The 24,731-nt window shown below is 44.6% G+C and carries 19 protein-coding genes and 1 riboswitch; of the genes, 10 read left to right on the forward strand and 9 right to left on the reverse strand.

Annotation, left to right across the window (positions count from 1 at the left end; genetic code table 11):
- Positions 1-35 precede the first annotated feature (35 nt).
- Positions 36-842, reverse strand: coding sequence for a T9SS C-terminal target domain-containing protein (locus LZG73_RS18365; protein ID WP_233853314.1), 807 nt, complete (start codon positions 840-842; stop codon positions 36-38).
- A gap of 172 nt (positions 843-1,014) precedes the next feature.
- On the opposite strand from LZG73_RS18365, the gene LZG73_RS18370 reads away from it, so the two are divergent.
- The 4 genes from LZG73_RS18370 to LZG73_RS18385 all read left to right on the forward strand — a co-directional run bounded on the left by LZG73_RS18370 (position 1,015) and on the right by LZG73_RS18385 (position 7,747).
- Entirely contained in the window at positions 1,015-2,847 is a 1,833-nt protein-coding gene (locus tag LZG73_RS18370) for a sensor histidine kinase KdpD (protein WP_233853315.1), read from the forward strand.
- A 77-nt stretch (positions 2,848-2,924) separates the two neighbouring features.
- Positions 2,925-5,576: a valine--tRNA ligase gene (locus tag LZG73_RS18375; protein WP_233853317.1), complete on the forward strand. Its 2,652-nt coding sequence runs from the start codon at positions 2,925-2,927 to the stop codon at positions 5,574-5,576.
- Positions 5,577-5,600: 24 nt separating this feature from the next.
- Positions 5,601-6,938, forward strand: coding sequence for a DEAD/DEAH box helicase (locus tag LZG73_RS18380; RefSeq protein ID WP_233853318.1), 1,338 nt, complete (start codon positions 5,601-5,603; stop codon positions 6,936-6,938).
- A gap of 68 nt (positions 6,939-7,006) precedes the next feature.
- Positions 7,007-7,747, forward strand: coding sequence for a M48 family metallopeptidase (locus LZG73_RS18385; RefSeq protein ID WP_233853319.1), 741 nt, complete (start codon positions 7,007-7,009; stop codon positions 7,745-7,747).
- An 85-nt stretch (positions 7,748-7,832) separates the two neighbouring features.
- Here LZG73_RS18385 and LZG73_RS18390 read toward each other — a convergent pair whose 3' ends face one another.
- The 3 genes from LZG73_RS18390 to LZG73_RS18400 form a co-directional block, all read right to left on the reverse strand.
- A complete protein-coding gene (locus LZG73_RS18390; RefSeq protein WP_233853320.1) occupies positions 7,833-10,817 on the reverse strand; it encodes a C25 family cysteine peptidase in 2,985 nt (994 codons plus the stop codon).
- A gap of 213 nt (positions 10,818-11,030) precedes the next feature.
- Positions 11,031-12,113: a DUF5074 domain-containing protein gene (locus tag LZG73_RS18395; protein ID WP_233853321.1), complete on the reverse strand. Its 1,083-nt coding sequence runs from the start codon at positions 12,111-12,113 to the stop codon at positions 11,031-11,033.
- 64 nt (positions 12,114-12,177) lie between these two features.
- The gene (locus LZG73_RS18400) at positions 12,178-14,094 is read right to left on the reverse strand and encodes a TonB-dependent receptor domain-containing protein (RefSeq protein WP_233853322.1); all 1,917 of its coding nucleotides are present in this window, start codon (positions 14,092-14,094) and stop codon (positions 12,178-12,180) included.
- 51 nt (positions 14,095-14,145) lie between these two features.
- Positions 14,146-14,345, reverse strand: a riboswitch (cobalamin riboswitch).
- 71 nt (positions 14,346-14,416) lie between these two features.
- Here LZG73_RS18400 and LZG73_RS18405 point away from each other — a divergent pair.
- On the forward strand, positions 14,417-15,346 hold the full coding sequence (locus LZG73_RS18405) for a DMT family transporter (RefSeq protein WP_233853323.1): 930 nt from the start codon (positions 14,417-14,419) through the stop codon (positions 15,344-15,346).
- Positions 15,347-15,447: 101 nt separating this feature from the next.
- On the forward strand, positions 15,448-16,005 hold the full coding sequence (locus tag LZG73_RS18410) for a DUF255 domain-containing protein (RefSeq protein WP_233853324.1): 558 nt from the start codon (positions 15,448-15,450) through the stop codon (positions 16,003-16,005).
- 5 nt (positions 16,006-16,010) lie between these two features.
- Here LZG73_RS18410 and prfA read toward each other — a convergent pair whose 3' ends face one another.
- Positions 16,011-17,084, reverse strand: coding sequence for a peptide chain release factor 1 (gene prfA / locus LZG73_RS18415; RefSeq protein ID WP_233853325.1), 1,074 nt, complete (start codon positions 17,082-17,084; stop codon positions 16,011-16,013).
- Between the two features lie 138 nt (positions 17,085-17,222).
- Between prfA and LZG73_RS18420 the strand changes: the two genes are divergently transcribed.
- Together LZG73_RS18420 and LZG73_RS18425 are read left to right on the forward strand one after the other, a co-directional pair.
- The gene (locus LZG73_RS18420) at positions 17,223-17,804 is read left to right on the forward strand and encodes a hypothetical protein (RefSeq protein ID WP_233853327.1); all 582 of its coding nucleotides are present in this window, start codon (positions 17,223-17,225) and stop codon (positions 17,802-17,804) included.
- Positions 17,805-17,860: 56 nt separating this feature from the next.
- On the forward strand, positions 17,861-18,460 hold the full coding sequence (locus LZG73_RS18425) for a hypothetical protein (protein WP_233853328.1): 600 nt from the start codon (positions 17,861-17,863) through the stop codon (positions 18,458-18,460).
- Here LZG73_RS18425 and LZG73_RS18430 read toward each other — a convergent pair.
- Positions 18,455-19,975 (reverse strand): GH3 auxin-responsive promoter family protein, encoded by a 1,521-nt coding sequence (locus LZG73_RS18430; protein WP_233853329.1) that lies wholly within the window; start codon positions 19,973-19,975, stop codon positions 18,455-18,457. The two genes, LZG73_RS18425 and LZG73_RS18430, sit on opposite strands and share 6 nt — an antisense overlap.
- Before the next feature lie 113 nt (positions 19,976-20,088).
- On the opposite strand from LZG73_RS18430, the gene LZG73_RS18435 reads away from it, so the two are divergent.
- Complete coding sequence (locus LZG73_RS18435; protein WP_233853330.1) at positions 20,089-21,018, forward strand: S-adenosyl-l-methionine hydroxide adenosyltransferase family protein; 930 nt, start codon at positions 20,089-20,091, stop codon at positions 21,016-21,018.
- A gap of 17 nt (positions 21,019-21,035) precedes the next feature.
- Here the strand turns inward: LZG73_RS18435 and LZG73_RS18440 are convergent, their stop codons facing one another.
- Both LZG73_RS18440 and LZG73_RS18445 read right to left on the reverse strand, forming a co-directional pair.
- The gene (locus LZG73_RS18440; RefSeq protein ID WP_233853331.1) at positions 21,036-21,911 is read right to left on the reverse strand and encodes an aldo/keto reductase family oxidoreductase; all 876 of its coding nucleotides are present in this window, start codon (positions 21,909-21,911) and stop codon (positions 21,036-21,038) included.
- Between the two features lie 32 nt (positions 21,912-21,943).
- Complete coding sequence (locus LZG73_RS18445; protein WP_233853333.1) at positions 21,944-22,300, reverse strand: hypothetical protein; 357 nt, start codon at positions 22,298-22,300, stop codon at positions 21,944-21,946.
- A gap of 247 nt (positions 22,301-22,547) precedes the next feature.
- On the opposite strand from LZG73_RS18445, the gene LZG73_RS18450 reads away from it, so the two are divergent.
- The gene (locus LZG73_RS18450) at positions 22,548-22,883 is read left to right on the forward strand and encodes a single-stranded DNA-binding protein (RefSeq protein WP_233853334.1); all 336 of its coding nucleotides are present in this window, start codon (positions 22,548-22,550) and stop codon (positions 22,881-22,883) included.
- A gap of 63 nt (positions 22,884-22,946) precedes the next feature.
- Here LZG73_RS18450 and LZG73_RS18455 read toward each other — a convergent pair whose 3' ends face one another.
- The gene (locus LZG73_RS18455) at positions 22,947-24,431 is read right to left on the reverse strand and encodes a xylulokinase (RefSeq protein ID WP_233853335.1); all 1,485 of its coding nucleotides are present in this window, start codon (positions 24,429-24,431) and stop codon (positions 22,947-22,949) included.
- Positions 24,432-24,731: the final 300 nt, after the last annotated feature.

The following is a 24,731-nucleotide window of genomic DNA, read 5'->3' on the forward strand; positions in this document are numbered from 1 at the left end:
TAATCAGGAGGACGGGGTAAAATTTTTAGAACAAATCAGGGAATTACGACTCTTTTGACCGCCCCGTCTTCGTTCTGCACAACGGTTACAAAAACGGTCCCTTTTGTATTTTTCCTCAACTCGATTTGCCCTACAAACTCTCCTTCGAAGTCCTTAATGTCCCTTTTTCCAATTTCCTTTCCCTTTGTATCGGTTACAACCACCGACACATCGCCCTTTTGCGGAACATTGAAACGCAGATTCAGAACGCCATTGTCCGGGTTATTGGTGTAAGCATTCAGCGAGCGGATGCTTGCAGGCTTAGTAACTTCTTTGTTCCAAATTTCACCCATCTCATTCCCGAAATTCTCCATATCGCGCATGAATGTTTTCGTTTTCGGCTTCCACTCGTTTTCGAAAGTCTTCATGTGCTTGCGAAAATTCTCGGTGTTGAACTCAAAATCATTTGAAATATCGCCTTTCCAATGATAGGCAAGCGGCTCCCGGTCGTCGCGATGGTCAATGATCACTTTCTGGCGTTTTTTGGAAATGATATCCGAATCGTCGCCATCGTCGATTGTAACTGACACGGTTTGGTTTTTCTTTTTGTCAACACCCATTGAATCAAGCACTTTGTCGACAAATTCTTCACGCTGCTTGTCTGTCAGCTTGCCTATTCGATAACTGCGCTCCTTGTTTTCCACATTGCCGTCCTTCTCCTCCGTCACTTTTATGCGGATGCTCGCCTTTTGATCAGGTTGCGTTTTTTCTGACTTTTCCTTTTGAGCCTGCGCGGGGCTGATGAACACGCCGGTCAGCAATGCCGCTGACAACACCAATTTTTGAAATAGATTCGCCGTCATTTTAATGGATTAGGTTATGTGTATGAATGATTTACAAAATTATAAGAAGCGATTTCTGACCGGTGTTAAATTTTGTTAAAAACAAGATAGCCCCAATCCCATGCGTTAAATTTGTTATCAGGAAGAATGTCGGTGAATTTAATGAAGAGGTTGCACCGGTGAAACGAAATTTATGACAAAGCGGAAAATTCAGATAATTGTTGGCCTCATGTGCATTGCACTCATTGGTTTGATTGGATTTCAATGGTATTGGATCCGTGAAGCCATTGCGATCCGCAACGAGCAGTTCAATCAGAAGGTCTCTGAGTCGGTGCAGGAAGTGGTGCATCGCCTGGAAAAGCAGGAAATGATGCATTTGCTGCAAAGGCGCATTGAAACGGAACAGCAGAAAAGCAAGCTCAACCGCATAACGCAGTTGCGGAACATGCCCATGAAGCGGACCAATGTACAAAAATCGAAACCGGTCCGTGAAGCTGCACCCAGAATCCAGCCCCGCATGGAAATCGCAATTGGACCAAATGGTGAGGAAATTCATTATCAGATCATTACAGAAGCGGTTCCGACGGATGTTTTAAGCCCCAATTTCCGGGTTATGGCGGAGCATCAGCAGCAGATTATGGAGGAATTTTTCCAGGCGCAGCAATATGGCGCAGCCGGCATTGACGAGTTTATGCGCCGCAGACTCGAAGACGAAAAGCGCCTTGGGAATGCATTCAGAGGGATTAATGAGGCCGAAAGTAAAAAATACAAAACCGGAACAACGCATTCTTATGGCGATTCCGCAGCAAGAGGAGCCGTTGCTAACCGTGAAGTTGCCCTCCCGAACACATTAAGGAATGGCAAAAAGAATCGCGCAGTGTTCAGTGATCCCGAGCCAGACCGCGCTGCACTTTTAAAGGAAGTGATGAAGGATTTGATTTATACAAAAAGGCCTATTGAGCAGCGTGTTAACAGGTTTTTGCTGGATACATTATTGAAAAAAGAACTTGTTGAAAACGGGATTTCATTGCCTTATGAGTTTGCCGTAAGAGGTCGTTATGACAACAGTGTCATTTTTTCAACAGTGAGTTTACGGCCGAGGGAATGGGAAGAGAAGTCTTACAAAGCCTCTTTATTCCCAAGCGAGACTGTGAATGCGCCCAATTCCTTGTATGTGTTTTTTCCGGATCAGCAGAAATATATCCTGAGCAATATGGGCGTAATGTTTGGTGGCTCTGGCATTCTGATCATTGTCATTATGGCTTGCTTTTACATGGCCGTAACCACGATCTTGCGTCAGAAAAAGCTTTCCGACATTAAAAATGATTTTATCAATAACATGACCCACGAATTCAAAACGCCCATTTCAACCATTGCACTCGCAGCAGAAATGGCGCAGGAGAATTCAGCAAAAATTCCACAACTCGAAAATAGCTCCCGACTTGAACGTTATCTGGGCATCATTCGCGAAGAAAACAAGCGCTTAGGGACGCATGTCGAGAAGGTTCTGCAAATGGCACTTCTGGATAAAGGTCATGTGAAATTAAAGATCAGCGAAGCCGACATTCATGATTTGATTGGTAAAGCTTTGAATGGCCAGAGTGTTCAGATTGAACAGCGGGACGGAGAAGTAGATCTGGATTTTGAGGCAACGCATGAAGTGGTTTTAGGGGATGAAATCCACATTTCCAATATCCTTAACAACCTCATTGACAACGCAATCAAATATTCTCCCGAAAAGCTGCACATCAAAATTCGGACCTGGAATGAGAACAACGGCATCAGCATTGCCATTTCGGACCAAGGAATCGGCATGAACCGCGAGCAGCAGCACCGCATTTTTGACACATTCTATCGCATTCCCACTGGCAATGTGCACGACGTGAAAGGTTTTGGCTTAGGATTAAGTTATGTCAAAAAAATGGTTGAAGCGCACGAAGGAACCGTTCAGGTGCAAAGTAAACCGGGTGAAGGCAGCACATTTACAGTCTGGCTGCCCATCAGCAAAGGCGAACAATTAGTTTAGAAATTTCATCCGCAACGCCTAACTTGCCGTCTTTTTAAGATGACCAGCTGCGTTTTGCGGCAATTTCTGACTACACAATGATTTCCAAAACATATGCCCCCCAGGAAATAGAGGATAAATGGTATTCCTACTGGATCGACAACAAGTTTTTCGGTTCGAAACCAAATCCCGATAAGGAGCCTTACTCGATCGTAATTCCTCCTCCAAATGTCACGGGCGTGCTGCATATGGGGCATATGCTCAATAACACCATTCAGGATATTCTCATCCGGAAGGCACGCATGGAAGGCAAGGAAGCTTGCTGGGTGCCGGGAACGGACCACGCCTCCATCGCAACCGAAGCCAAAGTTGTTGCCATGCTCAAAGAGCGGGGGATCAACAAGCGAGATCTCACGCGGGATGAATTTTTGGAATATTGCTGGGAATGGACGCACAAATATGGCGGCATTATTTTGCAGCAATTACGCAAGCTCGGCGCATCCTGCGACTGGGATCGCACCCGTTTCACAATGGAGCCGGATTTGTATGATTCGGTGATCGACGTTTTTATTGACCTATATAACAAAGGTGATATTTACCGCGGACACCGCATGGTGAACTGGGACCCGCAGGCGCGCACGACGGTTTCGGACGAGGAAGTGATCATGAAAGAGGTGAATCAAAAACTGGTTTACCTGAAATATCCGCTTGTAGATGAAATCGGCGAGGCACTTACCGATGAAGCGATCATCATTGCCACCACACGCCCGGAAACGATCATGGCCGATGTGGCCATTTGCGTAAATCCACATGATGAGCGTTACAAACATTTGATTGGCAAGGAAGTTTCAATTCCGTTGATTAACCGCGCCATTCCGATCATTGCGGACGAATATGTGGAAATGGAATTTGGAACGGGCTGTCTGAAAGTCACTCCCGCGCATGATACAAATGATTATGAATTGGGTAAGAGACACGATCTGCCCATCATTGATCTGCTAAATGAAGACGGCACATTGAATGAAAAAGCGCAGATTTTGATCGGTGAAGACCGGTTTGTTGCACGGAAAAAGATCATTAAGCTGCTTGAAGAGTCGGGAAATCTGGTTAAAACAGAAGAATATAGATCCAATGTTGGCCATTCAGAGCGAACCAATTCTGTCATTGAGCCGCGGCTTTCGGAGCAATGGTTTTTGAAGATGCAAAAAATCAGCAAGCCGGCATTCGAGAATGTAATGAATGACACGGTTCAGCTGATTCCTGCGAAATTCAAAAACACATATCGCCACTGGATGGAGAATGTGCGCGACTGGAACATTAGTCGGCAACTTTGGTGGGGCCACCGCATTCCGGCTTACTATTTGAAAGACGGCACCATGATCATTGCCAAATCCAAAAGGGAAGCATTGCGGAAAGCACAAATGGATTATCAGCTTTTTGCATTGACCGAAGAGGACATTACGCAGGACCCGGATGTGCTCGACACGTGGTTTTCATCATGGCTTTGGCCAATCACTGTTTTCAACGGGATCAAAGAGCCGGATAATGCGGACATTAATTACTATTATCCTACAAATGACCTGGTTACGGCACCCGAAATTCTGTTTTTCTGGGTTGCGCGGATGATCATCGCGGGTTATGAATACAAAGGTCAATATCCTTTTAAAAATGTTTATCTGACTGGAATTGTACGGGATAAGCAGGGAAGGAAAATGTCCAAATCGCTTGGCAACTCACCTGATCCGATTGACCTGATCAATCAATATGGCGCAGACAGCATTCGTACGGGCATGCTTTTCAGCTCGCAGGCTGGAAATGACCTTCCTTATGATGATAAATTGGTTGAACAAGGCAGGAATTTTGGAAATAAAATCTGGAACGCTTTCCGCTTGGTAAAGACTTTCCAGGTTTCCGAAAACCTGGAAAGTCTCGCACAGCCCGAAGGCTCGGAACTGGCGATCAATTGGTTTGAAAGTAAACTCAACCAAACGATCCTGGAAGTGCAGGATCATTTCTCAAAATTCCGCATTTCCGATGCCCTCAACTCGGTTTATAAACTGATCTGGGACGATTTTTGCGCGCAATATCTGGAAATGATCAAGCCGGGATTTGAACAACCTATTGACAAGCATACTTACAACGCCACATTAGAGTTCTTCGACCGCTTAATGCGTCTGTTGCATCCATTCATGCCTTTCATTTCAGAGGAAATTTGGCAGAATATCATTGAAAGAAAAGCAAACGACTCCATTTGCATTGCACCTTATCCGCAGGCAAAAGACATTGATCAATCCTTGCTGAATGATTTTGACGTACTTTTTGAAGTCATTTCGTCAATCAGAAATTTAAGAAACGCGAAAAATATCAGTCCCAAAACCGCACTTCCCCTCGCGATTCGCACAGATGACAAAGCTCGTTACAACGCGTTAGAGCCTTTGATCCAAAAATTGGCCAATGTCGAAAACATCGCTTACGTAACCGACGAAGGCGAAGGAACTGCATTCCGTGTGAAATCAGATGAGTTTTTTGTAAATCTGGCCGATGAACTGGATGTTGAAACTGAAAAGGAGAACCTGCAACGCGAATTGGAATACACGCAAGGCTTTCTGGATTCGGTGATCAAAAAACTGTCGAATGAGCGCTTCGTCGCGAATGCAAAAGGCGACATTGTTGAGAAAGAGCGCCAGAAGCAAGCCGATGCCGAAGCCAAGCTGGAAACGCTGAAAGAAGCGCTTGCAAGGTTGGGTTAGTGCGAGTTTTCGTACCTTTGCGGCATGCAGACTACGCAAAACAATTTTGAGCAATTCAAGCTTAACCGTCAATTACTCAATGCCATTGAAGAAGCGGGATATACCGAGCCGACGCCGATTCAGGAACAAGCCATCCCGCTCGCACTATCAGGACAGGACATTCTGGGCATAGCCCAAACAGGGACGGGCAAAACGGCCGCCTATACATTACCGTTATTAATGCGGATCAAATATGCCCAGGGCGAGCATGCCCGGGCATTAATTATGGCCCCCACCCGAGAATTGGCCATGCAAATTTCAGAAGCCATTGCGCAGCTAAGCAAATACACGGACATTCGGACGGTTGTTTTGTTTGGCGGCGTGGGCGCGAAGGCTCAGATTGAGGCACTTAGGAAAGGCGTTGACATTATTGTTGCCACTCCGGGAAGGTTTATGGACCTTTATTTTCAGGAAGAAATCATTGTAAAACACCTCAATGTAATGATCCTGGATGAGGCCGATAAGATGATGGACATGGGTTTCATGCCGCAAATCCGCAAATTGCTTGAAATCATTCCTACAAAAAGGCAGAATATGCTCTTTTCTGCCACATTTTCTGATAAAGTTGAAAGACTATCCTTTGAATTTCTCGAATTTCCAACGCGGATAGAGGTGACGCCACAGGCCACAACGGCCGAAATGGTGTCGCAATCACTTTATGAACTGCCCAACTTTCGCACAAAAATTAATCTTTTGACACATTTGTTAAAAGACCGCGAAGCATTCAATCGTGTGCTGATTTTTACCAGAAGTCGCGAAGTTGCCGGACTGGTGCATCAAAATTTGCTGGATAACGTGGTCCGCGAAGATGAGCTGAAAGTGATTCATGCTAACAAAGGACAAAATACGCGGACCAATGCAATGGAAGCATTCAAGGAAGGCTCCGTGCGTGTGATGGTGGCAACGGACGTTGTTGCGAGAGGCATTGATATTACGGAAGTGAGCCATGTGATCAACTTCGACGTGCCCTTGATTTACGAAGATTACGTGCACCGAATTGGCAGGACGGGACGTGCAAATCGCATTGGTCAGGCGATCACTTTTATGACCTTGGCAGACGAATATCACATTCGTAAAATCGAGAAAATGATCAGGATGGAGATCCCTCGTCTGGAACTTCCTGAGGGTCTTGAAATTGCGGCGACACCCGTTTCTGAGCGCCAGGACATGCTTCGGGAGATTGATAACCAGAAAAGGAGAGAAGACCCGACCTTCCTGGGAGCATTTCACGAGAAGAAAAATGTGTATCGCCCCGCGCAAAAATCTGCTGGAAAAGGAGGCCAAAATCGCCGCGGTTCCTCGGGAAGAAGTAAACGCAGATAATGCAATACAATGTAAATAAATCCGTTTAACTTGGACAATAGAAAACCTGTTTCTCTATTAAAGTTGCTATGAAAGAATCTGTTGTTATTTGGCTTGCTATTCTTTTTCCAGTATTTGGCTTTGCTCAAAACACGCATCTAGCGAGCGCATTGCCAAGCACGGATACGAATCTTGCCCAAAAAAAACCTTTGGATTTAAAGGAAAGACGAGTTGTGCCATTGTTCGGGGAATTGAGTAAAACCTCTGAGCAAATAGATGAAGAAATCCGGTTTTTAAGCGAATGCGATAAGTCATTTACAAGTCGCACCGAGGCAAGCAGCTTTTTCACAGCGCGTGCGTGGGAATATTTGCAGGAGGGTTCTTTGGACACAGCCTGTTACCGCTTCAATTTAGCTCATCTGCTGAATGATAAAAATGTTGAAACATATTGGGGCCTGGGTGTAATTTCATATCAGCGCGAAAACTGGGTGGAAGCAAAACGCATGCTGAGCCGTGGCATTAGTCTGCAAGGTGAAAATGTGCCGTTACTGGTGGATTTATCAACGGTTGATCTCAAATTATACGCCATATCAAGTCGAAAAGAGGAACTTGATGAGGCTGCAGAACTATTAAATCGCGCCACTGCATTGGATTCGACTTATGCTTTGGGGCAATACAATTTGGCACTGTTGCATTACAATTTGAATGATCTGGACAAATCGTGGGAACATTTACATAAAGGACGCGCATTGGACTTTAATCAAATGAACCTAGATTTTGTTGAATTACTCAAAGCGAAAAAGCCTGATCCGTTAGGGTTTTTTAAATAAGAAATTATCAATCGACTTGAAAGTCTCCTGCGTATGTGGGAGACTTTTTTCTTTGTAATATTCTCCTTTACGAAGCGGCAGAGCGCTAATTGCTTAAAAGCACTTTCCCCGTAAAATTGTCAAACGTTTCCTTCGCATTATTGATCAGAAATACTTTGTAAGCGTAAATTCCAGTGATGCCTTTCGGTGGAAACCAGAACCATTCGTTGGTCAGCGACCAGACCGGAAATGAAGTGTGTTTTTCATCAATAACAACTCCATGCTGATTGTAAATAATAAATTTGACAGAATGTAAATTAAATCGCTGGGGTGATTTAAGCGCAAACCGAAGATAATCAGATGCGGGATTCGGACTCACCACAAGTTCATTAGGCAATTGCGCTTCTTCCGATATTTTGAACCGGATCCTGTAAGGCTGGGCAACTGCATTTCCACTTTGATCTCTTGCATTGACCAAAATTTCGTAAGTCCCCAAGCCGAGATCTGTAAAATATCTAAATAACAGCGCTTTACTCCCCAGCGAATCGACGGTAATGCTGCTTTTCGCAAAGCTTACCGGTTCAAAATCACAATTGTCATCACCGCATCGCTTGACAAAAATGTCTATCAGCGCCGTGTCTGGTAAAAGCGGTTTGTCATCAGATAAATGTAAAGTGATTGCTGGATGAAGGCCAATGACTTCGTCCTGGCTGATCAATCGCTCATTAAACTTAACAGTCAGAAGCGGCGCAATGTGATCATTGTCCGGATTTGGATCGGTGGATTCCGGCTTATCAACAAAAGCCAACCGCAATGCCGGATCGCCTTGTAAGACGGATTGACGCACATTGCCAATGGCATAAGGATCATTATGGTTTGTAATGATATCGTTCGCCACTGCCAGCTGGATTTTTCCGATGGAGAGGCTTACGGTTTTCGGATCCTTAAATGTGTAATAATAGAAGCGTTCAAGATATTTGGCTGCGGGGGTCACAATGCTTTCCAACGAGTTTGCGATGATTGCCACGGCACCCATATTTGGAGCAAGCAGCCAGTCCAGTGATAATGGGATTCGGTCATTGCCTTTTGGATTTTTAGGCTTTGGGTTAAAACGCGCGGCAAACACATTCCCAACGCCACAGCCGTTGAAATACATGACCGGATATTTGTGAAGATTATTATAAGCCCGGGGCGCATCAGTCGCATAACCAAAATCCAGATCTGTCACCACAGCTGAGCCGTGACCAAAATAGGTGAGTAAGCCAACGCCTTCATTGATGTCGGCTGTGATGTTAACTGGTTCCGTTTCGGCCATTGCCTTCTGCTTGACATATTGCTTCACCTTTCCCTCAACCAGTCCTTTGCTTACCATAGGTTCCAATGCTTCAAGGTTTTCGCGCAACTGCGTAATTTCGGATGCAGTTTTCCCTCCGTTTAGGTGCAGGACATTTTTAGCCCAGCCAGTTTGACCAGCCCGGTTGCCTTCATAATCTTTTACTTTTTGCAAATAATCCAGGACGTTTTGATTCGTGAGCGCTGCCAGGCGCCCGACCGGAATGGCTGGCATATTAAGCGGTGCACCTGCCAGACCTTCCACAAGTAATGCATCGGAGGCGGGATAACCTATGGAGGGCACTTCATCAGGGAGTTCACGCTTCATTCTCTCATTATAGGTGATCGATTTGCCGATCAGAAAAAGATACTTGTCTTTTCCGCCCTCCGTAAGCATATAGGACATGAACTTCTTGATCGCCACAGGGCTGGGCTCGCCGTAATTGAACTGATCGTAAATGTCTTTAATGTTTGCTATCAGCGGCTTGAAACTGCCGCCAGAAGGAGACGACCGATATTCCGCAAATTTGGATGCGCCATTATACAGACTATCCGTTGTGATGATGATGTAATTTGCCTCTTTCGGGACAAAAGCTTTGAACTTGATTTCCTTAATGTTCGGCGATTCAACTTCAATGTGCTTATTGGCAGCAAACAGCATTTGTGTGTGTGCATTTCGAGGAATCATCAGATTTCCTGGCGTGCCCTTAATAACGAAAGGATCGTCTGTATTTGTGACATCCAGCATCATGAAACTCGCTGACGCATCCTGTATGGCGATCCTGCTCCATAATTCTTTTACAGGGTCAAGCCTTATTGTTTTGCCAATCTGGTTGTCTAATTTAATAAGCTGGGGAAATTCAATAGAAAAGTAAGTGAGTGAAAATCTTTCAATACGGTCCTTGATGACAGATTTTAAGGCTAATATCCCGCTATTGGCCGCGTCGATATCCGCTGGTTTGAGCTCGAAAGTATATTCCGGGCTGTCGAAGCCCGAACTTTTAATTGTAGTGACAAGGCGCAATGACGCTTTGTCTTTTCCAACATAAACTTCAACTTTGCGCTCGGTTTCGCTTCTGCCGTGAATCAGCAATTTCAGCTTCGACTTTTGAACATTGCCTGCAAAATTCTCCAGTTTAAAACTCCTGAAAATCATTGAATCAGCTTTGATGCCTGGGCCAGATTTGCTGGCACCCGCCTCAAAAAAACTGTTCATAAGGGCGGGCTTTATTGCACTGACTGTGCTAAGCGAATAAGATTCCAAAAACTGCGTTACAGCAATTTCCTTGTGAAACGGCACAATAGGGGCCTTATTATCAACGGGTTGACTAATCGTCTTTGCCCTAAGTCCCGGCGCGTCGCCAACGGTCAGTAAGTAAGCACCTTCGTCAGAATACATGCTGAAATACGGATTGATGCGCGAACTCATTGGCCTGTATAACAGCGAATCGCTGGCGCCATCATTGGTTACCGCATAAAAGACGACCTCATTATTGGTTGTGCTTATAATGGCAACTTGCTTGCCTCTTCTCCACAATTGCAGTTTTTCCGGCGCATTTTTTGGGAAATTTTTAGGCAATGAAGCAAATGAAACGCGGTGCAGGCCTGTTTTCGCAATCCCAAGTTTTACGTAAGGCTTGTTGTAATCAATCCAGCTGTTGGCATAGGGAGCATTCCATTGCGCCATCGCTGAATTTTGCGTCAGCAATGTGGCAAGGATGAGAAACAAAGTGATCAAAGGGCCGTTTTTGTAACGCATGTGTATTTGTAAATCGGTGAAATATCACACTGTTGACAAATAAGGCGACAATTGGTTAGTCAAACCGTTCGCGATGAATAAACGCCAGGCGACAATTATTTAAAGGCAATTGGACTCTTATCAAAATCCTCTGAAATGTTAACTTTCACGGCCCTCTCAAACGCAAAAAAGCACCTGACGAATCGCCAAGTGCTTTCATTATCTTAATTAGAATTATTTGAAGAAGAATCCCGTCGGAGCCACATTGACTTTCACCGAGTCAACAAGCGTTCCATCCGCGCGATAACGCACCGCATAACCCGCCTGCGCATAAGAAGGCGTCACACCTGCGTAGAGCAATCCCTGGCTCGGATCGACTGCCAGACCGGAGAAAAGACGCTTGATAAATGGCGTAGTAACATTGATTTGCGCATCATTAACACCGAATTTGTAAGTTTCTCCATGCGAAACGTAGTTGGCATCATCGTAAGACAACACAAAGAAAATCGTCTTGCGATCGGCGCTGAATGCAAAATTTCTGGCTGATTTGGTCGCGTCGGCACCCATTGTCAATGCAGCTTCTGAAACGTAAGTGTCTGGATTGATTTTGATCGCCTGAATGCCATCATTGACCCAAAGTTTTCCGTTAGCGTCAATGCCGATTGGCGTTGGCACACTCGTAAATGTCAGCGACTTGTCGACTGCATCTGTGGAAGTGTTGATCACTGTCAGCGTTTTTCCGCCGCCAAATGAATATGTTCCTACGAACAATTTACCATTGTTGAAAACCAGATTTTCAGGTCCTGATGCAATGTCGATTTTCTTGATTACTTTATTGCTAATCAGGTCAATAACTGCGATATAACCTGTTTTGTAACTGTAATCTGCATTGGTTCCCCAGCACGAAACATAAGCTTTATTATTTGGCCCAAACACAACTTCTCTTGGATTTTCAATGTCAGGCGTGCCGATGGATGCCGTTGTTTTGAATGTGTTGCTATTCACAATTTCCACTTTATCAAGTCCCGCCGCAGAGTTGTCGACAAGAAGGATTCCAATGTCACCAGCGGCAACATATCCCTGCACGCCACCTTTCAATGCTGTTCCGTTTGCAGCAGCATAAATGTCCGTTTGCGCAGTCGTTTGCTCTCTCGTGAAGAATGAGATTGCGCCGTTATTTTGAGAGAAATTGCCTTCATTGACTACGAAAACGCCCTGAATATAATCGCCTTTTGGCGCCGGGTCACTCTGATTACACGACCAGGCGAAAAAGGACAATGCTGTAAATGCTGCTAATCTGGATAACTGTTTTTTCATTTTTTGTTTTATTAATTGTAAAAATTGGGCTTCCTGGACCGCCTGGAAGCATATTAATAGAGCCTCACTCAGCGGTTGGAGGCGAATTATAACTTAGGATCAAGCTCAGTGCAAAGCTTCGGCCTGGCATTGCATTGTTTCTCACATTTAAATAAAACGTGTTTGCAAGATTATTGATCTGTCCCTGAAACCGCATTTTTATTATTGAGGAAACAAAAGTATACTCAGCCAGCAAATTGGACAGCGTGTAACCGTCTAAAAATTGTGAATTGTCAAACGTGCTGTAACGCTTGCTGATCGTCTGGACTTGCCCGGTTAAGCGTGCATTTTTATATTGAACAAATGCATTCACATTGCCGGAATGGATGGGCACAAAAACAAGCTGCTTGCCGATAATATCAGCAGAATATGCGTCGTAGGCCTTTTCTTGCGAGCTTTTACTCAAAGCATAACTTACATTGGCGCCGGCTTTCCACGCAGCAATCTGATATTTCCATCCCGATTGCACTTCAACGCCCCGCGCTAACACTTGCTGCAAATTCTCGACATGATATGCTTTTGAAGGATTCCAATAAGTCCAGTCCTTCACGCGGTTGTGATACGCAGTCAACGAAGCTGAAATCGAATGATTGTTTGTCAAAACCGCAGACTGTTCCAGGCCAATTTCCTTATTCCAGCCACTTTCAGGCCTAATGTCAGGATTTCCCATTTCTTTCCAATAGCGCTCATTCAATGTCGGAACGCGATAACTGCGTCCATATGAGCCTTTTAATTTGAGAAATTGATCTGATTTTTGGATCAAAAAATACTCGACACCCAACGAAGGTGTAAACGGCGGATTATAACCTGTTACAAAAGCCTGACGAAGATTGGCGGAAATAACCAAACGACTCGTGGCCTGTAATCGGCTGAGTAAGAACAAGTCTCCTCTGTTTTCGGTGAGCAAGCCGGCATCGTAACCTGCAACCTGCGCCCGATAATGCGTTATTTCACCGCCTGCCTTGATCTGCAAATGCTTAAACTCAAAATCCCGCTCAACGCGATTGGAAAATTTATCTGTAACCGCGTGGTCCAGCTGACTATAATCGCCTCTTGCATAATCTATTATGTCTCTCACCCACGAAGTCCGGAATGTTAAAAGCTTGTAATTATAGCGCAGCATCGTGCGATAAGCTTCTGTCAATGTCAGTTCTCGACCGGCTTTGTCATCGGGCGTAAGCGTGAGCCGGTTGCGCGTCAGCCACACGTGTGCGGAAATTTGATGATCATTCTTTGAGTTGAAAAACAAATCCTGCACCAAGCCTCGCTGGAAAGAATTGGAAGGGAGCATTGTGTATTGTTTCCGTTCGGCATAAGGAAAGTCGTTGTTCATCTGGCCATCGTAGACGCTCGTTTTTCCTGAAAAATTCCATTTGTCACTCAAAGAAGAAGCATAGCGCGCTGTGAATTGGGTCTGGTAGTTATGGAAGCTCTCCTGTTGCCTGCCAAACATCACATTCAAGGTTTGTTTCGTTGGCACACTGCCCAGCAAAATGCTTCCGCCAACCGCATCGGAACCCACAATGCTCGCAGCAGAGCCATATTGCACGGACAATTCATCGAATCCAGCAACGGGGATCGTCGAGAAATCCGTTTGGCCCAAAATAGGCGAGTTAATATTCAATCCATTCCACAAAACAGCCGTATGATTTGCCGATGTGCCGCGAAATGAAGCTGTATTTAGCTGGCCAGGGCCGTAGTTTTTGAATGCGATGGGTGTATTTAGCGAAAGCAGGTCGCTGATGTTTTGAAAGCGAAACTGGTTCAATGTTGCCGAATCGATCTTTTGGATTTTCAGACCGCTCATGAATTTTTCCGGCACAAAACCTCTCACGATAACAAGATCCAGACGGATGCTATCTTGCTGTGCGACAAGTATTTTTGGAAAGAAAATACAAGACACAATGGTCAAAACCATGAAAAATCGTCGATCGATGATCACCTGAACTGCTATGAAATGGCATTTGCACTTTTGTTTTTCCTCCGAAAACAAACATGTGGAATCATTTCTGGCAGGTCTCCTGGCTTGTCTTTTTGATCCGCGGCCTTCCCGTAAATTACAGTGGCACTGGGGATTGGGTCAAAATATTCAGACTTACAGTTGCGGGGACAGCTTCCGATTGAACGGAATTCCCTATTAAGCCTTATTGCTGCATTGAAACAGCGTATGGCGCCAAAGTTGCAAAGGTAGACATTTGAATGGACTTTCGACTGTGTGTGATATGGTTTATCTTTGGTCAAAACATTGACAATCGTTGGTTTCATTGACTCAAAAACTTGGCGTAACTCCTTCGCAAAAAGGCATTTATCTTATGCTGGGAGCGGCTTTTTTCTTCTCGCTTACATCCGCTATTTCCAAATGGCTCGGTCGTGATTTCCACATTGTGCAGTTGGTTTTTTTCAGAAATATCGTTGGTGTTGTCTTTGTCCTGACCAGCATTTGGCGTCGCCCCGTCCATCAGCAAGGCGGAAAATTGGGGCTGCTTATCTTCCGTGGCGTGGTGGGCACCTTGTCACTTTATATGCTCTTTTACGCCATTCAAACACTCGGTTTAGGAAGAGCGTCAACTTATCAATACACTTATCCGATTTTCCTGGCCTTATTATCCTGGCTGCTCATTGGTGAAACACTCAATTCCCGAGAATGGGCTGCGATTTTTGTTGGGTTCACCGGCATATTATTTGTTTTTCGGCCAGATCTTTCCATTTCGCTCCGAGACAATGCGCTCGGCTTGGGTAATGCATTGTTAACTGCGGTTTCTTACTTGTCTATCAGGCAGTTGGGAGTGGTTTATGACACGCGGTCCATCATTCTTTCTTTCATGTTAAGTGGGATTGTGATGCCGATAATTTCCATGCTCGTCGGGACTTACTTTCCCATGGAACATCTTGATTTTCTGATCGGAACATTCACCTGGCCTACAAACATTTATCAATGGCTGGGATTTCTGGCACTTGGATTAACGGCCTTGATGGGACAGAGAATGCTCACACAATCTTTCACTTATGATAAAGCTGGTCGCGTAGCGGCAATCGGCTATTCCAACATTCTTTTTTCTGTTTTAATCGGCTTTTTTATGGGAGAAGCCATCCCTTCGTTCTCCATGCTGACCGGAATGTTACTGATTGTCGCAGGCGGAGTTATGGTTTCTTTTGCAAAAAAGAAGGTCATTGTTGCAGACAAAGTGAAGTGATTTTCAGACCTTTCTTATGCGTAAGTTTGTCTTGCTAATGTCAATTCAAGCGCACAATTATTTTTGTAATAATTCTGTTTTATCAAAACAGTCAAAAAGCTATGAAAAGATCTGCATTGTTTCTTGTTATTGCATTGGTTATGTTCGCTTTTTCAACCGGTTTTAAATCGGATAAAAAGCTGCCCGCGGAAGGCATTCAGTGGATGACGATCGAGGAAGCATATGCCAAAATCCAGCAAGAACCGCGCAAAATTATGATTGATGTGTACACCGATTGGTGCGGCTGGTGTAAAGTAATGGATCGCGAGACTTTCAAAAACAAGGCGGTGGTTGACTATGTAAACCGCAAATATTACGCCGTAAAGCTCGACGCCGAACAGAAGAAAGCCATCACATTGGGAGACAAAAAGTTCGAATTTCAATCGGAGGGCGGCCGCGGCATTCACCAGCTTGCCTTGGCGCTAACTAATAACCAGCCCAGTTATCCTACAACCGTCTTTCTCGACGACAAATTCAACATGATCCAGCCCTCGCCAGGATACATGAAACCCAAAGGATTCCATCAGGTTATCACCTTCATCGGCGAAGATTACCACAAAAAAGAAGCCTTTGATGTTTATAAATCAAAGACTTACAAAGATTTGTTTGCTGCTAAGTAAAGTCTTTAAACCGTCTCCCCTTCCTGCATGCGCTCTGCATTCTCTGCAATGCGCAATCTTTCGATGAATTCGCCGATGTCGCCTTCCATAACAGCGGGGAGATTGTAAACCGTGTAACTAATGCGGTGATCGGTAATGCGGCTTTGGGGATAATTGTATGTCCGGATTTTGTCGGACCGGTCGCCACTTCCCACCATTGATTTTCGTTGCGAACTAATGGCGTCGTTGTGTTCTTTCAGCTTAATTTCATACAACCGCGAACGCAAAACGCTCAGTGCGCGATCCTTGTTTTTGAGCTGCGAACGCTCATCTTGGCAGCTTACAACCAATCCCGAGGGAATGTGCGTCAAACGAACCGCAGAATAAGTTGTGTTAACCGATTGTCCACCCGCACCAGACGACTGAAAAGTGTCCACGCGCACGTCATTCATATTAATCTGAACGTCCACTTCTTCCGCTTCGGGCAAAACCGCCACTGATGCGGCGGATGTATGGATTCGTCCTTGGGATTCAGTCTGCGGAACACGTTGCACACGATGCACGCCGGACTCAAATTTCATTTTTCCGTAAACGTCGTCGCCTTCAACCTTGCAAACGATCTCTTTGTAACCGCCGTTTGTGCCTTCGGTAAAGTCCATAATAGACGAGCGCCAGCCCATTTTTTCGAAGAAGCGCTGATACATTCTGAAAATATCTCCTGCGAAAATTGCAGCTTCGTCGCCGCCAGTTCCGCCTCTCACTTCGAGGATAATGTTGCGGCTATCGTTCGGATCTTTCGGGATTAGCAATTCTTTGATGTCCTGTTCGAGCTGCTCCAGTTTGGGCGTCAGGTCGTCCAGTTCTTCTTTTGCCATTTCCCGCAGCTCCTCATCCTTTTCAGTTGCAATCAGCTCCTTGGTTCCGGCAATGTCTTTTTGTATTTTCAATAAAAGCTCATACTGCTCCACAATCCGGCCCAAATCCTTGTATTCCTTACTGATTTTGGAATAACGTGTAGAATCCGAGACGATTTCGGGTTGTATAATTTGTTGCGAAACCTCTTCGAAACGTTCTTTTATAGCTTCTAATTTATCGATCATCTTTATTGAATATCTTTGGCACCACGCATTGGGGGCACAAAGATACGCATTTTAGATAAATGAAATTTTTAGAGATGAGCGCCTCTTCGTGAATTACAAACCTTTGGATAATGTTGCATTATTATAAACTGCATTGAAATGAAAAGAATGTTGTGTTGCGCTGCGCTCGTGTGGATAATGTCCGGATGTGATATGGGAAACCGTGTCGAGAATACGAAGGCGTTGTCCAATGAAATCAAAGCGTCGCAAATTAAACGGGTTACCAATACGCAGCTTATTTATTCTGCTGATGCCTGGGGCAAAAAGATCGCTCAAATCGCAGAAAAGTCCTTGACCAAGGAGTTGGAAAAACATCCAGAGAAAGCGGGAGAGGTTTGTGAAAATCTAGGAGAAATTCCGGTGATTGCTGCGCTTGAAAAAGAATACGGTCTCAAAGTGGAGTTGCTGGGCGTGGATGATTTGAAAAATCCAAAACTTGCTGCGAAAGAGCGGGAGGTTTTGGCTGCATACCTTTATAGCGCTAAAAGCAAAGCCGCCGCAAGTGACAATCTGCAACAGTTAAGTGACACGTTGCTCGTCTACAATGCCCCCGTCCCACCCGAAAGTCCGATCTGCAAATCCTGCATGACCAACACCGAAACCCCATTCGCCGTCTGGAGATTGCTTTTTAACAAAAAAGACATCATCAGAAAGCTAGACGCGAAGCAGTTGAAGGATTGAGCTGCGGGGAATGCTTTTTTATGAAAGAATATTCATTAATTCTAAAACACTCCACCATGAAAACGCCTCCAAACCCCGACACCGATCTTAGCGACTTTGCGGTCAATAAAACAATCCCGAAAGTTATTGAGAATGAGGTTTTAAAGGCTTTGTCTTTTTATCCGGAATTGAAGGAAACGCGTATTGACTTTGTATTTAAGCGAAATATCAAACGATCTGTCATGCAGGCGCAGCCCAAAATCAGCACGATGTTCGGGACAAATCGGGGTTATAACATTAATATCAGTGCGCTTTTCAGGTTAACGACTTCCGCAATTCCCATTCACCAAATCCCGGCGGACATTATGGTGGGCTGGATAGGGCATGAGCTCGGGCACATCATGGATTATGAAAACAGGAGTGTGACGGAAATGATGCGGTTTGGGATCGGCTATCTGTTTTCGTCCACATACATTCGGCAAGCGGAGCGCGCTGCGGACACGTATGCAGTGAACCACGGCTTGGGCAGTTACATTGTCAAAACAAAACATTTTATCCTCAACCACGCGAGCCTTTCGGATAAGTATAAAAATAAAATCGCCAGGCTTTATCTTTCGCCTGACGATATTATGGAACAAGTCCGTAAGCTTGAAGCCGGACAGCAAAAAACACTATAAGTTCTTGTCAACAAAAGCTGCGAATTCAAGGAAATCTTCTTCCTTCATAACTCTCGGGATCTTCACTTGTCCGCCAAGCTTTTTGGTTTCCTCACTCCATTTATAGAAAATTTCCTCCGGAATCAACACCGTCTCAACGCCTTTCAGCGCGCGGCCTCTTGCAACATTGTAGTTTTTATTGTTTTCGCGAAGTGTTTTATCAAGTGACTCTGCAACTTTCTCATTGTCAGGGAATTTATCACAACTCAAAAACCATTTGTGGATGTAATCATCACCGCGGTGAACTGCCGCCACAATGAATTCTTTGATTACCACATCATATTCCTGCTCAATCACGCGTAAGCCAATATTCATCTGATTAACAGAAAGTTGCGAGCCCACCACATTCAAGAAATGCTTCGTGCGACCAGTGATTTTGATTTCAGCTCGTGCCTTGTCTGTAATTGTGACGGTGTCACCAATCATGTAACGCCAAGCGCCTGAGACAGTGGAAATCAGGAGCACATATTCAACATTTTCCTCCGCATCGGCGAGCGAAAAGACTTTCGCGCCTGGCTTCACCAATCCATCTTCATCCACATGGTCGCCATCAAAAGGGACGAACTCATAAAAAATGCCATTATCAGGAAACAAGGCCATTGACGTCGTGTCAGGGCGTTTTTGAATCGCTATAAAACCTTCGGAAGCAAGATATGTGTCGATGTAAATCAGTGGATGAGCGAACAGCTGTTCCAGACTTTTCTTATAAGGCTCGAACGCCACGCCACCCGTTGTGTAGACCATTAAATTTGGCCAGATCTCATGAATGTTTTTCAAATTATTATGGCTGATGATTTCTTTCAGCATGAGTTCAACCCAAGCCGGAATTCCCGAAATGCATCCAATGTCCCACTTCGGCGCTTCTTCGGCGATTCTTTTCACGCGTTCATCCCAGTCAGCGATGTCTGCGATTTCTTTTCCGGGCTTGTAAAATCCGCCAAACCAGGTCGGCAAGTTGCTGGCGCTGATTCCGCTAATCTCGCCTTCCTGATGGTCGTCTTTCTGGATCAGCGCAGTGCTGCTTCCGAGCATTAAGATTTGTTTGGTAAAAAAATCACCTGGCAGGTTAAACGCGTTAATGTTGGTGATTTCTGAAATCCCAGCTTTGCGAATGGCAGCCAGCATGTCGTCGGTGACGGGAATGGACTTGCTGTTGCTGGTGGTTCCACTGCTTAACGCAAAATATTGCTGTCCGCCTGGCCAGGTCACATTCTGATGTCCTTCAAGCAAATAATGCCACCATTCAGAATGCATTTTGTCATAATCGTGAGCCGGAACTTTGCTTTGATACGCTGCAATAATATCATCACTTTCCAGGATTTCCGAGAAACCATAAGCTTTGCCGAATGCAGTCAGTTTCGCAGTTTCAAGCAATTTTTGTAAAACTTCTTTTTGTGCTTTAACAGGATCGGGATCTGAAATAATGAAACCCGTAAAATCAATCGCCTTCTTAATAAGCTCTCCAATAACCGCCATTCGTTGTTAATGCTTTGTGGATGTAAAAATCTAATTGTTAATGTCCGTTTTAAAAACTCATGCCACTTGATAAATTTGCATTTTTCGAATCTCATCAAAACGACTTTGACAGGATGAAATTTACCAAAATAAAAAAACAAAGTTTACTGCCCGCTTATCTCATCATCGCATTATTGCTGTTTTCCGGGAAGCATGCCGCGTTATTTGGGCAAAACAATATTCTGGTTTTTCAATCCGATTTTGGGTTAAAGGACGGAGCGGTTTCGGCAATGAAAGGTGTCGCGTCCGGCGTTTCTCCCGATTTAAAACTATATGATGTCACGCATGAAATTCCGGCTTACAACATTTGGGAAGCATCCTATCGTTTGGTGCAAACTGCCCCTTACTGGCCCGCAGGAACCGTTTTCGTTTCTGTTGTGGACCCAGGCGTGGGAACAAACCGTCAATCCGTCGTGATGAAATCCAGGTCGGGGCATTTCTTTGTGACACCTGACAACGGCACGCTTACGCTCGTGGCGGAGCAGCTTGGCATTCAGGAGGTTCGGGAAATTGATGAGGCGATTAACCGGCGAAAAGATTCAAACGAATCCTACACATTCCACGGTCGTGACGTGTATGCGTTCACAGCCGCGCGTTTAGCCGCGAAAGCGATATCATTCGAGCAAGTTGGGAAAAAGCTGCCGGCGGGGGTCGTGTCGATTCCTTATCAAAAGGCAACTTTCGAGAATGGTCAGGTCAAAGGCGGAATTCCAATTTTGGACATTCAGTATGGCAATGTTTGGACGAATATTGGTAAAGAAGTTTTTAATAAACTTAATATCAAAATTGGTGAAGACGTTACCGTGCTGGTTTACAATGAGAAACAGAAGGTTTACAAAGGAAAAGTTCGGTATGTAAATACTTTTGGAGATGTGAAGGAAGGGGAGAATGTCGGCTATTTCAACAGCTTGCTGAATTTCTCGCTGGGCATTAATATGGGAAGCTTTTCGGAAAAATATAAAGTGCAGAGTGGAAATGAATGGAGCATCGTTCTCACCAAATAGAACGATGCCCGCGCTAATTATTTGCTTACGACCTGGTAAATGTCATACCAGTCTTCATGATTTAGTTTCATGTCCGATGCGCTCGCGCCGTTTCTGATCCTGGTTTCAGAAAGTGACCCGATGATGGGCAGTGTGCCTAATTTCATCAACCAAGCGACGGCGGTCTGCTCAATATTTGCATCATATTTTTTGCCGATCTCTTCCAATTTTGCTCTCAAACGGACCGCTTTTTCATCTGTTCCATTCAAAATTTTTCCTCCCGCAAGTGGCGCCCAGGCCAATGGTTTGCTGAAATTTTGTTTGATAAAATCAATCCGGCCGTCCTCGATTGCCGTCGTGTTCATTAGGTTCAGTTCAATGTGATTGGTCACAATCGGAATTCTCAAATATGAAGCGAGCAACTGATGCTGGAAAACAGTAAAGTTCGCAACGCCAATGTGTTTCGTTTTTCCGGACTTGACAATCTCAGCAAGTGCAGTCGCAGTTTCTTCCGGATCAGAAAGAAAATCGCTTTGATGCAGCAAAAAAATGTCTAGATAATCTGTTTTGAGCCTTTTTAAAGATTCATTAATGCTGTTAACAATGTGATCTCTGGACGTGTCGTAATAGGTCAGCTCTCGATTGCTGGACTTTCTGATCCCACATTTGCTAAACAAAACGATATCTTCTCTCTTAAAAGATTTGTTTTGAATCACCTTGCCAAAATGTTCCTCAATGCCCGTATTCCCGTAAACATCCGCATGGTCAAAGGTGTTAATGCCCAATTCCAGGCATAGATTGACGGTTTTTTCGATTTGAGATGTGGTTTGAGAACCTTCATCCGTCCATCTCCAGAAACCATATATTGCTTCGGATACTTTGGGGCCAGAATCACTTAGGCTAACTTTTTTCATTGGTGGTTTTTTGAATGCTGGTGCAAAAATATCTATTTATCCAATCGTTTATCTTTTACAATCAGATAAAAATCATTTTCCAGTTCCAGATAGCCGTAATCATAAACAAAATGATAAATGCTTCCCTTTTGCGTGGGGCGGACGCTGGTGATCAGACTGAAATCGAACCCTTTTCCTATCAATGTGCTCTTCGTCGTCTTCGATTTATCTTCCGGACAGAGTTCTTCCAGGATTCGGCGATTCTTCCGAAGCTGGTTATTCATGTTCCTGATCAAATTATATGAATCTGAATTTAACCGGTTATTGTAGCTGTTCCGGCACATATCCGAGCAGAACTTCTTGTCCACCCGTCCCATCAGAGGTTTCCCGCATTCCAGGCAATTTGTCATTGTTCAAAGTTTAATCAGCCCTTTCAGGAGCTGATGAGTGTGTATACGTTATCTCGCCTTGCAATATAGTAAAAATCCCATTGCCAGCATGACAACACGAATTTGCCATTTGCAAGCGGCTACAAACGTTTTTACCTGACTGTAAGTAGTTAATAACCGAATCATTTTTCCTCAAAACCACACATTTGCATTGTCGATTCAGAGAGGTCGATTTTGAAATTAACATTCATTTTTAAAGATGTCCATTATGAACTCAGTAAAACTAATCGGAAATGTGGGGCGGGAAATTGTTGTAAGAGAATTTGAAAACGGAAGGGCGGTGACTTTCTCACTCGCAACCAATGAGTCTTATATCAACAGAAATAAAGAAGAAGTAAAGTCAACGGACTGGCATGCGATCATTGCCTGGGGAGCATTGGCCGAGCGGTGCGAAGCTTTGTTGGAAAAAGGAAAACTGGTTTCCGTTGAAGGCAAGCTCAGTTATCGTCAATATGTAAATAAAGAAAATCAGAATGTAAAAGTTGCAGAAATTGTGGCTTTCAAGGTGGAGGAAGTCGCCAAAACACAACAAGCCAATGCATAAGCGGCGATTAAAGTGACCGGTCTTAATAATCGTTTCTATTGATTATTAAGACCGAAAGCACTTTTATAAACTATTTTTCAAAGCGTTTTTCCACTTGCCGTATGCCTCTTTGGTTGTTTCAAGCAAGGCTGTGTCTGGCTCAATGGTGCGCAAAGCGGTAAGACCTGTGAATGCTTCTGACCGGTTTTTGTAGTAACCAAGACCAAATCCAGCTGCTCGCGCAGCGCCTTGTGCTCCATCTGTGTTGTAGAGTTCAACAGTTGCGCCGGATATATTGGCAAACGTTTCGCGAAAAACAGGGCTTAGGAACATATTAGCCTCGCCCGCGCGGATGTTTTTGAGAGAAACGCCAACGGTTTCCATGATTTCCATTCCGTAATACAATGCAAACACAATTCCTTCTTGTGCGGCGCGCGTGTAATGATTTAAGCCATGACGGCTGAATTGCAAACCTTTAAATGTGCTGCCCGGGTCCTGATTTTCAAGCATGCGTTCCGCTCCGTTGCCAAAAGGAAGGCAAAAAAGCCCGTCTGCGCCAACGGGTGCCTGCGAGGCCAGCTGGTTCATTTCCGGATAAGACACATTGCCTTGGAATAACGAGTTTCTTAGCCATCCGTTAAGGCTGCCGGTGCCGTTCACGCACAGCAAAACGCCATAACGCGAAGCCTGGGAAATGGGATTAACGTGTAAGAATGTGTTCACACGCGATTTTGCATCAAATTTAACCTGATCACTTACGCCGTAAACAACTCCGGAAGTTCCGGCTGTTGCAGCAACTTCGCCAGGTTCGAGGACATTGAGTGAAAAAGCATTATTAGGCTGATCGCCAGCGCGATAAGTTACCGGAATTCCAGCGCGCAAGCCCAAAGCTTCCGCTGCTGATGCAGTAACTTGTCCTTGTTCCGAGAATGTGGGTAAAACATCCGGTAAAATATCAGGACTAAAACCGAAATAGTCGAAAAGGAAATCCGCCGGGCGACCGTTCACGAAATCCCAGAAAATCCCTTCGGATAAGCCGGATGGCGTTGTAACCACTTCGCCCGTCATGCGTGCAGCGAGATAATCACCAGGAAGCATGAACTTATGAACCTTAGCATACACATCAGGCTCGTTTTCTTTGACCCAGCCCAACTTCGAAGCAGTGAAATTGCCGGGAGAGTTAAGCAAATGCGGCAGGACATATTCTTCGCCCAACGCTTCCATGGCCTTATTTCCCACTTCCACGGCGCGGCTGTCGCACCAGATAATCGAAGGGCGAAGCACATTCATGTCCTTGTCCACCACCACCAAACCATGCATTTGATATGATATGCCGATCGCACCAACCTCATCCGGCGATATGCCCGCTTTTTGAATCACAGCCTTGGAAGCCAGACAAGCATTTTGCCACCATAATTCCGGTTGCTGCTCGGCATAGCCCGGCTTGGGTGCAGCAATGGTCATTTCCCGTTCAGGATAAAAAGCAGAGGCAGCAACTTCGCCTGAGTCTGCGTGAATTAAACATGCTTTAACGGACGAACTGCCTAAATCGAATCCAAGGAAATACATTGTTTTTAAGAAGATTAAGATTACGGTAATATCAAAGACAAGCTGGAAAGTACAAAAAATGTCATTTAAAAAAGGAAAAACATCCGTTTAAGTGTAAACATTACACTTATGAAATTTATTTCCGTCGAATTACTTTTAAGTTGGATAATTTAAAAAGAAATTTAGTTCGGGAAAATTCACTATTTTAAGGAAGATATTGAAGTTTGGAATCTATTTGTCGTCGAATTTGTGTTACTCATGCGCGACCCGAATGATCTGATAATAAATTTCGAGGTGTAATTTTAAGAAAACGCAGCATCC

The sequence above is a fragment of the Dyadobacter sp. CY326 genome (assembly GCF_021390515.1).
Classification (GTDB): domain Bacteria; phylum Bacteroidota; class Bacteroidia; order Cytophagales; family Spirosomataceae; genus Dyadobacter.